Source organism: Curtobacterium sp. SP.BCp (assembly GCF_051903255.1).
Lineage (GTDB): Bacteria > Actinomycetota > Actinomycetes > Actinomycetales > Microbacteriaceae > Curtobacterium.
This window is the reverse complement of sequence record NZ_CP194338.1, coordinates 2,469,252-2,482,393: the sequence shown is the minus strand read 5'-3', so window position 1 is coordinate 2,482,393 and position 13,142 is coordinate 2,469,252. Positions and strand designations below refer to the sequence as shown.

The following is a 13,142-nucleotide window of genomic DNA, read 5'->3' as shown; positions in this document are numbered from 1 at the left end:
CGTCATCGAACTACACGCTGTGGGCGAACGACGCTGTGGGCCATGACAGGTCGGACGCCGGCGCGCCGTCCGCACGACGCCGCGCGTGCCACGCGGGTGTGGGGCCGCCGTCACGACCGGGGTTCGCCGCCGGACCGCTCCCCGTGAAGGAGAACCCGGCGGCCCGGGCGACCGCTGCGGAAGAGGTGTTGCCCTCGTAGCACTCCCACGCGACGTCGGGAGCGCCCTGCTCGAACGCCCACGTGACCACGAGCTCGAGGGCGTCGTGCACGAGCCCGGCACCACGTGCGGCGGGTGCGAGCCAGAACCCGACGTCACGCCGCTCGGTCCGGTACCCGATGACGCCCTCGAGCAGGGCGGAACCGCTGCGCCGGATCGCCCAGGTGTACTCCCGGTCCGACGCCCACCCCGGGCCGACGAGGGCATCCACGAAGGACCGCGCGTGCTCGGGCCCGTACGGTTGCGGCACGGTCGTCCAGCGCGCGACGTCGGGGTCCTGGCAGCCGGCGACGATGGCTGCCGTGTCCGCGCGGGTGGGCACGTCGAGGCGCACCCGCGTGGACTCGAGGACGACCGGGATCACGTCGTGCTCAGCCGCGGACGCGCGGGACGAACCCGATGCGGTCGTACACGCGCGCGAGGGTCTGCTGCGCGATCGACTCCGCGCGGTCGGCACCGACGGCGAGGAGCCGGTCGAGCTCCGCCGGGTCGTCGAGGAGTTCGAGCGTGCGGGCACGCACGGGCTCGAGCTCGGCGACGACCGCGTCGGCCACCTCGCCCTTCAGGTCGCCGTACCCCTTTCCCTGGAAGGACGCCTCGAGGTCGGCCACCGAGGTGCCCGTGAACGCCGACAGGATCGACAGCAGGTTCGTCACACCGGGCTTCGCCTGGCGGTCGGCCCGGATCTCGCGCTCGGTGTCGGTGACCGCCGAGCGGATCTTCTTCGCGGTGCGCTTCGGGTCGTCGAGCAGTCGGATGAGCCCGTTGTCGGACGCCGCCGACTTGCTCATCTTGTTCGTCGGGTCCTGCAGGTCGTAGATGCGGGCCGTGTCGGTGAGGATCCGGGCCTCGGGCACGACGAACGTGTCGCCGAACCGCGAGTTGAACCGCCCGGCGAGGTCGCGTGTCAGCTCCACGTGCTGCCGCTGGTCGTCGCCGACGGGGACGACCTTCGTGTCGTACAGCAGGATGTCCGCCGCCATGAGGATCGGGTAGGTGAAGAGCCCGACCGAGGCCGCGTCGGCACCTTGACGGGCCGACTTGTCCTTGAACTGGGTCATCCGGCTGGCCTCGCCGAAGCCGGTGAGGGTGTTGAGCACCCAGGCGAGCTCGGCGTGTGCGGGCACCTGCGACTGGACGAAGAGCGTCGCCTTCGACGGGTCGATGCCCGACGCGATGTACTGCGCCGCCGTGGCACGGGTGTTCGCCCGGAGCTCGGCCGGATCCTGCGCGGTGGTGATCGCGTGCATGTCGACGACGCAGTAGATGGCGTCGTGGTCGTCGAGCAGCGTCCGCCACTGCATGAGCGCGCCGATGTAGTTGCCGAGGTGGAGCGATCCGGCCGAGGGCTGGATGCCGGAGAAGATGCGGGTCGTGGTCATGCTGGTGTCCTGTTGCGCTGGAGCGGGAGGGGATCAGATCTCGTAGTCGACGACCACGGGGGCGTGGTCGGACCATCGCTGGTCGTACGCCGCGGCGCGGTCGACCGTGTAGTGCGAGACCTTCTCGGCGAGTTCGGGGGTGGCGACGTGGTAGTCGATGCGCCAACCGGAGTCGTTGTCGAACGCCTGGCCGCGCCACGACCACCAGGTGTACGGGCCGTCGACGTCGCCGGCCTGCGCACGGCCGACGTCGACCCAGCCGAGGCCCGGCCCGGTCGAACCGTCCGCGCCCTCGACCTGCTCGCCCTCGGCGCCGAAGAACCGGGAGAAGTAGGCGCGCTCGCGGGGGAGGAACCCGGCCCGCTTCACGTTGCCCTTCCAGTTCTTGATGTCGCGCTCGTCGTGCCCGACGTTGAGGTCACCCACGACGACCGCGAGCGGGTTGTGTGCCCGGAGCTCTGGCAGTCGCTCGGTCATCGCGTCGAGGAACTTCCACTTCTCGTCCTGCTTCGGGGTGTCGACCTCGCCCGAGTGCACGTACGTCGACACGACCGTCACCGTGGTGCCGTCGATCTCGTAGTCGGCCTCGAGCCAGCGGCCGGCGGAGTCGAACTCCTCCGCCCCCAGCGCGACACGGTGGATCTGCGCCCGGTGCCGGGACGCGATCGCGACGCCCGCGCGGCCCTTCGCCGAGGCGGGGTCGTGCACGATGTCCCACTCGTCACCGAGGAGCCCCGCGAGGTCGTCGCTCGACGCACGGACCTCCTGCAGGGCGAGGACGTCGACGTCGCGCGTGGCGAGCCAGTCGCCCATGCCCTTCCGGAACGCGGCACGGACGCCGTTCACGTTGACGGATGCGAGGCGCAGGCGTGTCATGCCGCCCAGCCTATCGGCGGCCACGGACAGCCCCGCCCGCCGTAGGCTGCGGCAATGACCGTCGTGCTGACCGTGGGCGAGCTGCTCGCCGCGTTCCGACCCGTGGCCGAGCAGATGCTGCGCCCGGACGAGTTCCGCGGAGCGGAGTTCTGGGTGTACACCGACTGGTCCGAACGACTCCGCCGAGTAGTCGAGACGGAGGTCGCCGACGAGGGGATGGCCCTCGCATGGTCGATCGCCGGAGACGACGGGGATTCGTGGCTCTGGCTCGGCGAGGGGGAGCAGGAGATGCTGCTGAAGATGGCCGACGACCTGCAGGACTTCATCGCCGAGAGCAGCTTCGCGTGGGGCGAGCTGCGCCCGATCCCGCCGATCCCGCCGATCCCGCCAGCGCGCTCGTAGGTCGCGACCCCCGTGCGCGGGCTTGTCCGCCCGCCGGTCGCCCCGCCACGATGAGCCCGTGACCGACCCCGTCGCCGATCCTCCGCCCTGGCGCCACCCGCAGGTCGAGCGTGCCCTCGTGGCGGCCTCGGAACTCCTGGAGCACGGCTGGCCCGAGGACGCCGTCGAGCCACTGACCGGTGCGCTCGCCCTGCACGGCGACGACCCGGAGGTGCTCCGGATCCTCGCGGTCGCGTTCTGGTCGGCCGGTGACCTCGACGCCGCGCGCACGGCAGTCCGCCGGGCGATCACCACCGATCCCGATGACGTCGAGGGGTACCTCCTCGCCGCGCACCTCGCCGAGGAGGCCGACGACGTCGTCGAGGCCCGGTCGGCCTGGGCGGCAGCCGTCGAGCTCGTCCCGAGCGACGGCGGCCTGGCGGCAGCGCAGCTCGTCCTCGACCTCCGCACCGGACAGGTGGACGCGGCGACCTACGCCGCCGCGACCCGGGCCGCCACCGCGCACCCGCAGCACGCACAGGTGGACCTCGCCCTCGCATGGCTGGCCGCCCGCGAGGGCTACCCGGGCACCGCCGAGCGCGCCCTCGTCGCCGCGGTGGCGGCGACCCCCGCGGACCCGTGGCCCCGCTGGCAGCTCCTCCGGGCACGCGAACGCCGTGGCAGCACGATCGCGGTGCTCGCCGACGCCGCACTCGTCCTCGCGGAGCACCCTGACGCGGCCGGCCCGCTCGGCGCGTTCCGTCGTGCCGTCGTCCGTCTGGCGTCGCTGGGGACGGCGTTCATCGTCGTCGGTCTCGTGCTCGCCGGCACCTTGGGGGTACTCGTCGGCATGGTGGTCGACGACCCCCTGCCCCCCGAGCTGTGCTGCGCGGCGTTGATCGTCGGAGTGGTCCTCGCCCAGGTCGCGGTGCTCCGCCGGCTCGGTCGGGCGCTCCCGACGGGGTGGCGGCCGTTCGTGGGGCTGGTCCGGCGTCGAGTGCCCGGCGTCGTGGTCGTCCCCGTCCTGCAGGCGGCGACGCTCGTCGCGGCAGGCGTCCTGCTCGTGCTCGCCGGCACGGGTGCCCCGGGGCTCGCGGACGGTGTGGCCGCAGCCGCGGCCGGAGGTGCGCTCGTCGCGGCCATGGGCACGGCGGGGTTCCTGGGACGCTGGTACGCGTGATCGGTCCCCGCGCGGCTGCGGCGGTGACCGGATGACGGACGGGAGGCGCGGTGCCAGCCGGCACCGCGCCTCCCGTCCGTCTGGTGGTCGCGTCCAGGACGCGACCTGCCCGATCAGGCCGCGTCGTGGTCCGTCTGCAGGAACTCGACGAGGTCGTCGGCGGTCTTCTCGGCGTCGTCGCCCGACACCGTGAGGGTGACCTCGTCGCCGTTCTCGATGCCGAGGCCGAGCAGCGCGAGGATGCTGCCGGCGTTGCCGGACTTGTCGCCCTTCGCGATGGTGACCTGGTGGCCGGACGCGGTCACGGTCTGGACGAACAGGGACGCGGGGCGGGCGTGCAGGCCGGACGCGCTGGCGACGGTGACGGTGCGGGTGGCTTCGGACATCGAATGGACTCCTGTCGATGGGTGGTGGCGCTCATGGTAGCGAGCGTCGGGTGGGGCTGGTCCTGGCAGCGGTCAGGAACGACCGGGCCAGAACACCTCGGTGCCGGCGGCCTCGACCTCGCGGACGAGGTCCGCGTTGACGCCGGGGTCGGTGATGATCGTGTCGATCGCAGCGAGGGGTGCGACGCGGCCGAACTCCTCGCGGCCGAACTTCGTGTGGTCGGCGAGCAGGATGCTCCGCCGGGCCGACTTGATCATGGCGGACTTCACGGCGGCCTCGGCCATGTTGTGCGTCGTGAGGCCGCGCTCGGGCGTGATGCCGTTGATGCTGATGAACGCGACGTCGACGCTCACCATCCCGATGAGCTGGTGCGTCCACGTGCCGACGCCCGCGAGCGAGTCGCTGCGGATGTTGCCGCCGAGGAGGTGGAGGTCGAGGCCCTGCCGGTTCGCGACCGCCATCGCGACGGGCAGTGAGTGCGTCACGACGGTGAGGCCGCGGTCGGTCGGGAGCATCTCGGCGAGGCAGATGGTCGAGGTGCCCGCGTCGATCATGATCGAGCCGTTCTCCGGCAGCTCCTCGAGGGCGGCCTGGGCGATGACCATCTTCTCGGCCTGGTTGATGCCACCGCGGTCGCCGACCCCGGGGTGCAGCGTGATGCGCTCGACCGGGATGGCGCCACCGTGCGCCCGTCGGACGAGCCCGCGACGTTCGAGTGAGGTGAGGTCGCGGCGGATCGTCTCCGGGGTGACCTCGAGCGACTCGGCGAGGTCCTTCACGTCGACCCGGCCCTGTGCCCGGGCCTGTTCCACGATGCGCTGGTGGCGCTCGGGTGCGTACATCGTGGGCCTCGTCGTCTCGTGGTGCTCGTGCGGGGTGCTGGCTGGGATCGGGCCGGAACGGACACGCTCGGGCACGTCTCGATCCGCGATGCCCGATTCGTTCTGGTCGCCAGACGCAAACGGGCATCTGTTTCTGCATTTTTATCCCCGGATGTGTTTGTTTGTCAACGAGGATCGATGTAGTGTGCTCCCAGTCGCCCGACCGCGACACCCACAGCACCACCGCACCGCACCGCCCCACCGCGCGTGAGATGAAGGAGTCTCGAATGCCCGAACTGCTCGGCACCGGCGTCGGCCGTGGCGTCGCCCACGGACCGGTCCTCCGGATGGCAGATCCGCTCGGCGCCCCGTCGCAGGACGCGCTGACCGGTTCGGCGGACGACGCGAAGCAGGCCGTGGCCGGCGCGCTCGCCGCGGTGGCCGAGGACCTCAACAAGCGCGGACAGCTCGCCGGCGGCGACGCTCAGGCCGTGCTCGAGGCCCAGGCGCTCATGGCGCAGGACCCGACGCTCCTCGACGACGTGCACGCCCGCATCGACGGTGGGACCAACGCCGAGCGTGCGGTGTTCGAGGCGTTCGGTCAGTTCCGCGACCTCCTCGTGCAGATGGGCGGGTACATGGGGGAGCGCGCGGCCGACCTCGACGACGTCGCCCAGCGCATCATCGCCAAGCTGCGCGGCGTCCCGGCACCCGGCGTCCCCGAGTCGGACACCCCCTTCGTCCTCGTCGCCCGCGACCTCGCGCCGGCCGACACCGCGCTCCTCGACCTCGAGAAGGTGCTCGCCCTCGTCACGCGCGACGGCGGCCCGACCTCGCACACCGCGATCCTCGCCCGCGCGAAGGGCATCACCGCGATCGTCGGCGTCACCGGGGCGGACCAGCTCGCCGACGGCACCGAGGTCGTCGTCGACGCCGCCGCCGGCACGGTCGTCACCGACCCGTCCGCCGAGCTCGTCGCCGAGGTCGAGCAGCGCATCGCCGACCGGCTCGCCGCCGCCGCGGCCCCCCTCACCGCCGGCGCCCTCGCCGACGGTCACGCCGTGCCCCTGCTCGCGAACCTCGGCAGCCCCGCCGACGCCGCGGGCGCCGTCGCTCTCGGTGCGGAGGGCGTGGGGCTCTTCCGCACCGAGTTCCTCTTCCTCGACTCGCCGAAGGCACCGACCGTCGCCGAGCAGCAGGAGTCCTACAAGCGCCTGCTCGAGGCGTTCCCCGGCAAGAAGGTCGTCGTCCGCGCGCTCGACGCCGGCGCCGACAAGCCGCTGCCGTTCCTCACGGACAAGGACGAGGAGAACCCGGCCCTCGGACGCCGCGGACTCCGGGCCCTCCGGAACCACGAGGAGGTGCTGCGCGATCAGCTCACCGCGCTCGCGCAGGCCGACGCCGAGACCGAAGCCGACCTCTGGGTGATGGCGCCGATGGTCGCCGACGCCGAGGAGACCGAGTACTTCGTCGCCCTCGCCCGCGAGCTCGGCATCCGCACCGCCGGCGTGATGGCCGAGGTGCCGTCGCTCGCGCTCATGGCCGAGCAGGTGTTCACCTCCGCCGACTTCGTGTCGATCGGCACGAACGACCTGACCCAGTACACGATGGCCGCCGACCGCATGCTCGGCACCGTCGCGTCCTACCAGGACCCGTGGCACCCCGCCGTGCTCCGGCTCGTCGCGCAGCTCGGTTCCGCCGGGGCAGACGCCGGCAAGGCCGTCGGCATCTGCGGCGAGGCCGCGGCCGACCCGCTCCTCGCCGTCGTCCTCGTCGGCCTGGGCGCCACCACCCTGTCCATGACCCCCGCGGCCCTCGCCGACGTGCGCGCCGAACTCGGCAAGCACACGCTCGACCAGGCCCGCGAGATGGCGAAGGCGGCACTCGCCGCGTCGACCGCAGCGGCTGCCAAGTCCGCCGCGGCCGCCGCGCACGCCGTCTAGCCCAGCACCACCGCAGCACAGCAGCACCCCCACCCCTCCACCACTGCAGCACCCATCACAGAAAGCCAGGCACATGACAACGTCGTCCGTTGCAGCGCCCGACGCTCCCGCGAAGTCGCGGGGCGGCGCACGCGTCGCCGTGCAGAAGTTCGGCACCTTCCTCTCCGGCATGGTCATGCCCAACATCGCGATCTTCATCGCGTGGGGCATCATCACGGCGTTCTTCATCGAGACCGGTTGGACGCCCGTCGGCATCCTCGGCGGCTTCGGTGAGACGAACGGCGTCGCTAACCCCGGCGTCGTCGGGCCGATCCTGACCTACCTCATCCCGCTCGCGATCGCGATCCAGGGCGGTCGCATGGTCTACGAGACCCGCGGTGCCGTCGTCGGCTCGATCTTCGCGATGGGCGTCATCCTCGGGGCCAACGGCACCGTGATGATCCTCGGCGCGATGATCTGCGGCCCGCTCGGCGCGTACATCATCAAGCAGGTCGACAAGATCTGGGACGGCAAGATCCGCCCGGGCTTCGAGATGCTCGTCAACAACTACGCGGCAGGCATCCTCGGGTTCGTGCTCGCCATGATCGGGTTCTTCTGGCTCGCCCCGATCTTCAAGGCGATCGCGAACGGCCTCGGCGCAGCGGTTGAGTTCCTCATCAACAACTCGCTGCTCCCGCTCGCCAGCGTGATCATCGAGCCCGCCAAGGTGTTCTTCCTCAACAACGCCATCAACCACGGCGTGCTCGACCAGCTCGGCGCGGCGCAGGTGAAGGAGTCGGGCAAGAGCATCCTGTTCCTGCTCGAGGCCAACCCCGGCCCGGGTCTCGGCATCCTGCTCGCCTTCACCTTCTTCGGCGTCGGCATCGCTCGCTCGACCGCTCCCGGCGCGATCATCATCCAGTTCCTCGGCGGCATCCACGAGATCTACTTCCCGTACGTGCTGCAGAAGCCGGTGCTCTTCATCGCCGTCATCCTCGGTGGCGCGACCGGTGTCGCCACCAACGTCGCGTTCCAGTCCGGCCTCGTCGCCCCGGCCTCGCCCGGATCGATCTTCGCCGTGATCGGATCGACCGCGAAGGACAGCTTCGTCGGCGTCATCCTGTCGGTCATCCTGTCGGCAGCCGTGTCGTTCGCCGTGGCGTCGTTCTTCCTCCTCGCCACCCGCAAGCGTGACCTCGCGAACGGCGGCGGCGACATGAGCGCTGCGATGGCGAAGCTCCAGGCCAACAAGGGCCGCGACGTCAACGCCGCGACGTCGGGTCTGCTCGGGAACAACGCCCCGGCCAACGAGGAAGAGGCCGAGGCCTCGCTCGGCGGCGTCGGTTCGGCGTCGACCGCCACGGCCACCCGCGTCGAGAACGTCGTGTTCGCCTGCGACGCCGGCATGGGCTCCAGCGCGATGGGCGCCAGCGTCCTCCGCAACAAGGTGAAGAAGGCGGGGATCGAGGGCGTCACGGTCGTCAACAAGGCGATCGCGAACCTCGACGGCACCGAGGACCTCATCATCACGCAGGAGGAGCTCACCGACCGTGCCCGGCAGAAGAACCCGGGGGCGCAGCACGTGTCCGTCGGCAACTTCATGAACGCGCCGCAGTACGACGAGGTCGTCGAACAGCTCAAGAACCAGTAAGCAAGTGCAGTATCGGAGGGGACGGGCCGCGGCTCGTCCCCTCCACACGTCCACGACGCCACGTCACGAAGCAAGGAGAACCCCGATGCCCGTCCTGCAGGAGAGCCAGATCCGGATCCACACCGAGGACACCGCGCCGACCAAGTCGGAGGCGATGAAGGAGGCTGCCGAGATCCTCGAGGCTGCGGGCGCGGTCACCGCGGACTACTACCCGGCGATGCTCGAGCGTGAGAAGAGCGTCTCGACGTACATGGGCAACTTCCTCGCCATCCCGCACGGCACGAACGACGCGAAGGACGCCATCAAGTCGTCGGCGCTCTCGTTCATCCGCTACGCCACCCCGATCGACTGGGACGGCAACCCCGTGCGCTTCGTCGTCGGCATCGCCGGCGTCAACAACGAGCACCTCGACATCCTCTCGAAGATCGCGATCGTGTTCTCCGACGAGGACGAGGTCCAGAAGCTGACCGACGCGCCCGACACCGCCGCGATCCTGTCGATCCTCGGCGAGGTCAACGAGTGAGCGAGCGCACCGCCGTCCACTTCGGCGCCGGCAACATCGGCCGCGGCTTCGTCGGCCTGCTCCTGCACGAGGCCGGCTACGAGGTCGTCTTCGCCGACGTCGCCGCACCGCTCATCGACGCCCTCGCCGCCGCCGACTCGTACACCGTGCACGAGGTCGGTGCCGACGCGAAGGACCACGAGGTCACCGGGTTCCGCGCAATGAACAGCGCGCAGGACGAGCCGGGCGTCGTCGCCGAGGTCGCCGCCGCAGACGTCGTCACCTGCGCCGTCGGCCCGAACGTGCTGAAGTTCATCGCGCCGGTGATCGCCGCGGGACTGCAGCAGCGCGACGCGGGTGCGCCGCCGCTCGCCGTGATGGCGTGCGAGAACGCGATCAACGCCACCGACCGCCTCCGCGAGTTCATCGTCGAGGCGCTGCCCGCCGAGTCCCGCGACCAGGCCCTCGCCAAGGCCGTCTTCGCGAACACGGCCGTCGACCGCATCGTCCCCGCACAGCCCGAGGGCGCCGGACTCGACGTCACGGTGGAGACCTACTTCGAGTGGGCCATCGACCGCACGCCGTTCAACGGGTCCGAGCCGGAGATCCCCGGTGCGCACTACGTCGACGGGCTCGCCGCGTCGATCGAGCGCAAGCTCTTCACGGTCAACACCGGCCACGCGACGGTCGCCTACCACGGGTACCTCGCCGGTGCGGACAAGATCGCCGACGTCATCTCGATCCCGGCGGTGCGGTCCGAGCTCGAGTCCGTCCTCGCCGAGACGAGCGACCTGCTCGTCCGTCGCCACGAGCTCGACCCCGAGGTGCACCGCGCCTACGTCGAGGCGATCATCGCCCGGTTCGAGAACCCGCACCTGCCCGACACGGTCACCCGGGTCGGCCGGCAGCCGCTCCGCAAGCTCTCCCGTGACGAGCGGTTCGTCTCGCCGGCCGCGGCCCTCGCCGAGGACGGCACCGAACCGACCGCGCTGCTCGACGCGATGGGCGCGGCACTCCGTTTCGACGTCGCGGACGACGAGCAGAGCGTCCAGCTCCAGGAGCTACTGCGGTCCGACAAGGCGGACGGCGAGGTCGTCTCGGAGATCACCGGGCTCGACGAGCAGCACCCGCTGCACGCCGCGTTCGCGGACCGGGTCCGCCAGGCACGCGCCTGACGACGTCCGCGTCTTCCGGACTGGAGGCACGGTGCCCAGCTGGCGCCGTGCCTCCAGTCCGTCTGGGGGCGCGTCACACGGTGCGGTCGCTCGCGGACGCGGCGCGTAGCGTCGGGCGCATGACGAAGCACTGGGTGGCACCGCGGTTCGGCGGCAGCGAGGTCCTCGAGTTCACCGACACCGAGGTGCCCGCGCCCGGCCCCGGCGAGGTCACCATCGCCGTCCGCGCCGCGGGCATGAACCCGGCGGACACGAAGCACACCCGTCAGGGCGACCGGTCCGACCTGCCGATCGCCGTCGGCTACGAGGTCGCCGGCACCATCAGCGCCGTCGGGCCCGACACCGAGATCGCCTCGGGTGGGGGAGCCGTCGGCGACGAGGTCCTCGCGTTCCGTGTCGAGGGCGGCTGGACGGAGGAACTGACGGTACCCGCGCGCGACGTCTTCGCGAAGCCGGCGACGCTGGGGTTCCCCGAGGCCGCGAACCTGCTCCTCGCCGGGACCACCGCGGCCGACATGCTGAGGGTCACCCGGGCCTCCGGGAACGACACGGTCCTCGTGCACGGCGCAGCCGGGGCCGTCGGGGTCAGCCTGCTCCAGCAGCTCCGCCTGCTCGGAGCCCGGGTCATCGGGACCGCCTCGGAGCGCAACGCCGACGTCGTCGCGGACTTCGGCGGGGAGTGGATCGCCTACGGCGACGGGCTGGAGGACCGCGTCCGCGCGCTCGTCGCCGACGGGACCGGCGGCGGTGTCAGCGTGGCGCTCGACTGCGTCGGGACCGACGAGGCGGTCGACGTCTCCCTTGCGCTCGTCGCGGACCGATCGCGCATCGTGACCATCGCGGCGTTCGGCCGGGCGGAGTCCGACGGCATCCGCGCGGTCGGCGGCGCGCAGCCGGAGAGCAAGGCCTTCCGGGACTCGGTGCGGCAGCGGCTCATCGACCTCGCGGGCGACGGGCAGCTCGTCGTGCCGGTCGCCCGGACGTTCCCGCTCGCGGAGGCGAAGGCCGCCGCGGAGCTGCTGGAGTCGCAGCACCCGGGAGGGAAGCTCGCACTCGTCCCCTGATCGGGGGTGTCACACGCCGGACGCGCCCGCGGTGCGTCTGGTTGACTCGGCAGCGCCCCGCGCGATGTGCCGGGGCAACCCGATCCGAACCGCGAGTCAGCAGGGGGACCCCGATGAGTGACCAGTACCCGCCGCAGAACCCGAACGGGCAGGACCCGTACGGCCAGCAGCAGCACGGCCAGCAGCAGCCGTACGGGCAGCAGCCGCAGTACGGCCAGCCGCAGTACGGGCAGCCCGCGCCGACCGGTCCGAACGGCGAGCCGCCGCTGTGGGCGCCGTGGTACGGGATCTCGTTCGGTGCCGCCATCAAGCGGTTCTTCAAGAAGTACGTCCGGTTCGACGGTCGCGCGAGCCGGAGCGAGTTCTGGTGGTGGTTCCTCGCGAACGCGATCGTCGGCATCGTCCTGTACACGATCTACGGGATCGGTGCGGCGACGTCGGAGTACCGGACCGTCTCGACGGGCTACTCCACCAGCGCGGTGATGACCGCTCCGTCGGCGCTGTTCGTCATCGGTGGGATCCTGCTCGGGCTCTGGGGTCTCGCGACGATCGTGCCGAACATCGCCCTCGCGTGGCGCCGACTCCACGACGCGAACTTCGCGGGACCGTTCTTCTTCCTCGGTCTCATCCCGTTCGTCGGCGGCATCATCCTGCTCGTCCTGTACCTGCTCCCCTCGAAGCCCGAGGGCGCGCGATTCGACCAGCCCCAGCGCGGCTGAGCGACGCACGATGACGAACGGCCCTCCCGGGTGTCCGGGAGGGCCGTTCGTCCTCGATACGACGAGTCCGTCCACGGGAGGGCACGACCATGACGAACGACGGCACACCCCAGTGGGGGCCGCCGCAGCAGCCGCCCCAGTACGGGCAGCAGCCGCCCCAGTACGGGCAGCAGCCGCCCCAGTACGGGCAGCAGCCGCCCCAGTACGGGCAGCAGCCGCCCCAGTACGGGCAGCAGCCGTACGGCCCGCCGTACCCGATGTACCAGGCACCGCCGCCGATCCCGCTCGGGCCGTACGGCACACCACCGCTGTGGGCGCCTTGGTACGGCATCGGGTTCCTGGACGCCTTCACCCGCTTCTTCAAGAAGTACGCGCGCTTCGACGGCCGCGCCAGCCGGAGTGAGTACTGGTACTGGTTCCTCGCGAACGCGATCGTCACACTCGTGCTCATCGGGGCGTTCTACGGCGTGCTCGTCGCGACGATCCTCGGGAGCACCAGGGTCGACGCGTACGGCAACTCCGTCAGCGAGCCCGCACGGGCGCCGATCGCGTTCGTGTTCCTCGGGCTGTGGTTCCTGTGGTGGCTCGCGACCCTCGTGCCGAACATCGCGCTCGGGTGGCGGCGCGTGCACGATGCCGGACTCCCGGGCGCGACCTGGCTCCTGGGCCTCTTCGTCTCCGTCGCGGCGATCGTGCTCGGCTGCCTCGGGTCGAACCCGTCCGGCGCGCAGTACGACCGCCCCGACCTCGGCTAGACCGTCGCCGCGCGATGTCGGTGCAGATCGGCGGCGCACAACGAAAGACCGTCCGCACCACGCCGAGGCGTGGTGCGGACGGTCTTTGGTTGTGCAGCAGCCGGAGCA

General features: G+C 71.4%; 14 protein-coding genes. 9 read left to right on the top strand and 5 right to left on the bottom strand.

All coding sequences use genetic code 11. From position 1 onward, the window contains the following. Positions 1-10: 10 nt before the first annotated feature. Genes ACRQ4C_RS11720 through ACRQ4C_RS11710 form a run of 3 tightly spaced genes read right to left on the bottom strand, consistent with a single transcriptional unit; the run spans position 11 to position 2,477 of the window. Positions 11-583 (bottom strand): GNAT family N-acetyltransferase, encoded by a 573-nt coding sequence (locus ACRQ4C_RS11720; protein WP_439688764.1) that lies wholly within the window; start codon positions 581-583, stop codon positions 11-13. A 7-nt stretch (positions 584-590) separates the two neighbouring features. After that, complete coding sequence (gene trpS, locus ACRQ4C_RS11715; protein ID WP_290131288.1) at positions 591-1,601, bottom strand: tryptophan--tRNA ligase; 1,011 nt, start codon at positions 1,599-1,601, stop codon at positions 591-593. 33 nt (positions 1,602-1,634) lie between these two features. Beyond that, a complete protein-coding gene (locus tag ACRQ4C_RS11710; protein ID WP_290131289.1) occupies positions 1,635-2,477 on the bottom strand; it encodes an exodeoxyribonuclease III in 843 nt (280 codons plus the stop codon). A 54-nt stretch (positions 2,478-2,531) separates the two neighbouring features. Here ACRQ4C_RS11710 and ACRQ4C_RS11705 point away from each other — a divergent pair, with 54 nt between their 5' ends. After that, a complete protein-coding gene (locus ACRQ4C_RS11705) occupies positions 2,532-2,879 on the top strand; it encodes a hypothetical protein (RefSeq protein ID WP_439688763.1) in 348 nt (115 codons plus the stop codon). Positions 2,880-2,937: 58 nt separating this feature from the next. Beyond that, on the top strand, positions 2,938-4,038 hold the full coding sequence (locus tag ACRQ4C_RS11700; protein WP_439688762.1) for a tetratricopeptide repeat protein: 1,101 nt from the start codon (positions 2,938-2,940) through the stop codon (positions 4,036-4,038). A 113-nt stretch (positions 4,039-4,151) separates the two neighbouring features. Here the strand turns inward: ACRQ4C_RS11700 and ACRQ4C_RS11695 are convergent, their stop codons facing one another. Together ACRQ4C_RS11695 and ACRQ4C_RS11690 are read right to left on the bottom strand one after the other, a co-directional pair. Continuing rightward, positions 4,152-4,424 carry an HPr family phosphocarrier protein gene (locus ACRQ4C_RS11695; RefSeq protein WP_022904964.1) on the bottom strand — a complete coding sequence of 91 codons (273 nt, stop codon included), beginning with the start codon at positions 4,422-4,424 and terminating at the stop codon, positions 4,152-4,154. Between the two features lie 72 nt (positions 4,425-4,496). Beyond that, positions 4,497-5,267 carry a DeoR/GlpR family DNA-binding transcription regulator gene (locus ACRQ4C_RS11690; RefSeq protein ID WP_412881214.1) on the bottom strand — a complete coding sequence of 257 codons (771 nt, stop codon included), beginning with the start codon at positions 5,265-5,267 and terminating at the stop codon, positions 4,497-4,499. A 266-nt stretch (positions 5,268-5,533) separates the two neighbouring features. Here ACRQ4C_RS11690 and ptsP point away from each other — a divergent pair, with 266 nt between their 5' ends. The 7 genes from ptsP to ACRQ4C_RS11655 all read left to right on the top strand — a co-directional run bounded on the left by ptsP (position 5,534) and on the right by ACRQ4C_RS11655 (position 13,034). After that, positions 5,534-7,189 carry a phosphoenolpyruvate--protein phosphotransferase gene (gene ptsP / locus ACRQ4C_RS11685; protein WP_439688761.1) on the top strand — a complete coding sequence of 552 codons (1,656 nt, stop codon included), beginning with the start codon at positions 5,534-5,536 and terminating at the stop codon, positions 7,187-7,189. Positions 7,190-7,262: 73 nt separating this feature from the next. Further along, the gene (locus tag ACRQ4C_RS11680) at positions 7,263-8,819 is read left to right on the top strand and encodes a PTS mannitol transporter subunit IICB (protein ID WP_290131293.1); all 1,557 of its coding nucleotides are present in this window, start codon (positions 7,263-7,265) and stop codon (positions 8,817-8,819) included. An 85-nt stretch (positions 8,820-8,904) separates the two neighbouring features. Further along, positions 8,905-9,342: a PTS sugar transporter subunit IIA gene (locus tag ACRQ4C_RS11675; RefSeq protein WP_022907882.1), complete on the top strand. Its 438-nt coding sequence runs from the start codon at positions 8,905-8,907 to the stop codon at positions 9,340-9,342. Continuing rightward, entirely contained in the window at positions 9,339-10,496 is a 1,158-nt protein-coding gene (locus ACRQ4C_RS11670) for a mannitol-1-phosphate 5-dehydrogenase (RefSeq protein WP_439688760.1), read from the top strand. Before ACRQ4C_RS11675 ends, ACRQ4C_RS11670 begins: the two co-directional genes overlap by 4 nt. A 119-nt stretch (positions 10,497-10,615) precedes the next feature. Beyond that, positions 10,616-11,560, top strand: a complete 945-nt coding sequence (locus ACRQ4C_RS11665; protein ID WP_439688759.1) for an NADP-dependent oxidoreductase — start codon at positions 10,616-10,618, stop codon at positions 11,558-11,560. A 113-nt stretch (positions 11,561-11,673) separates the two neighbouring features. Further along, complete coding sequence (locus tag ACRQ4C_RS11660) at positions 11,674-12,279, top strand: DUF805 domain-containing protein (protein WP_290131296.1); 606 nt, start codon at positions 11,674-11,676, stop codon at positions 12,277-12,279. 89 nt (positions 12,280-12,368) lie between these two features. After that, the gene (locus tag ACRQ4C_RS11655; protein ID WP_439688758.1) at positions 12,369-13,034 is read left to right on the top strand and encodes a DUF805 domain-containing protein; all 666 of its coding nucleotides are present in this window, start codon (positions 12,369-12,371) and stop codon (positions 13,032-13,034) included. Positions 13,035-13,142: the final 108 nt, after the last annotated feature.

What these genes read in the sequence shown, in the direction of transcription:
- trpS (WP_290131288.1), bottom strand. Translation starts at nt 1,601, where the DNA reads ATGACCACGACCCGCATCTTCTCCGGCATCCAGCCCTCGGCCGGATCG.
- ACRQ4C_RS11710 (WP_290131289.1), bottom strand. Translation starts at nt 2,477, where the DNA reads ATGACACGCCTGCGCCTCGCATCCGTCAACGTGAACGGCGTCCGTGCC.
- ACRQ4C_RS11705 (WP_439688763.1), top strand. Translation starts at nt 2,532, where the DNA reads ATGACCGTCGTGCTGACCGTGGGCGAGCTGCTCGCCGCGTTCCGACCC.
- ACRQ4C_RS11695 (WP_022904964.1), bottom strand. Translation starts at nt 4,424, where the DNA reads ATGTCCGAAGCCACCCGCACCGTCACCGTCGCCAGCGCGTCCGGCCTG.
- ACRQ4C_RS11690 (WP_412881214.1), bottom strand. Translation starts at nt 5,267, where the DNA reads ATGTACGCACCCGAGCGCCACCAGCGCATCGTGGAACAGGCCCGGGCA.
- ptsP (WP_439688761.1), top strand. Translation starts at nt 5,534, where the DNA reads ATGCCCGAACTGCTCGGCACCGGCGTCGGCCGTGGCGTCGCCCACGGA.
- ACRQ4C_RS11680 (WP_290131293.1), top strand. Translation starts at nt 7,263, where the DNA reads ATGACAACGTCGTCCGTTGCAGCGCCCGACGCTCCCGCGAAGTCGCGG.
- ACRQ4C_RS11675 (WP_022907882.1), top strand. Translation starts at nt 8,905, where the DNA reads ATGCCCGTCCTGCAGGAGAGCCAGATCCGGATCCACACCGAGGACACC.
- ACRQ4C_RS11665 (WP_439688759.1), top strand. Translation starts at nt 10,616, where the DNA reads ATGACGAAGCACTGGGTGGCACCGCGGTTCGGCGGCAGCGAGGTCCTC.
- ACRQ4C_RS11660 (WP_290131296.1), top strand. Translation starts at nt 11,674, where the DNA reads ATGAGTGACCAGTACCCGCCGCAGAACCCGAACGGGCAGGACCCGTAC.
- ACRQ4C_RS11655 (WP_439688758.1), top strand. Translation starts at nt 12,369, where the DNA reads ATGACGAACGACGGCACACCCCAGTGGGGGCCGCCGCAGCAGCCGCCC.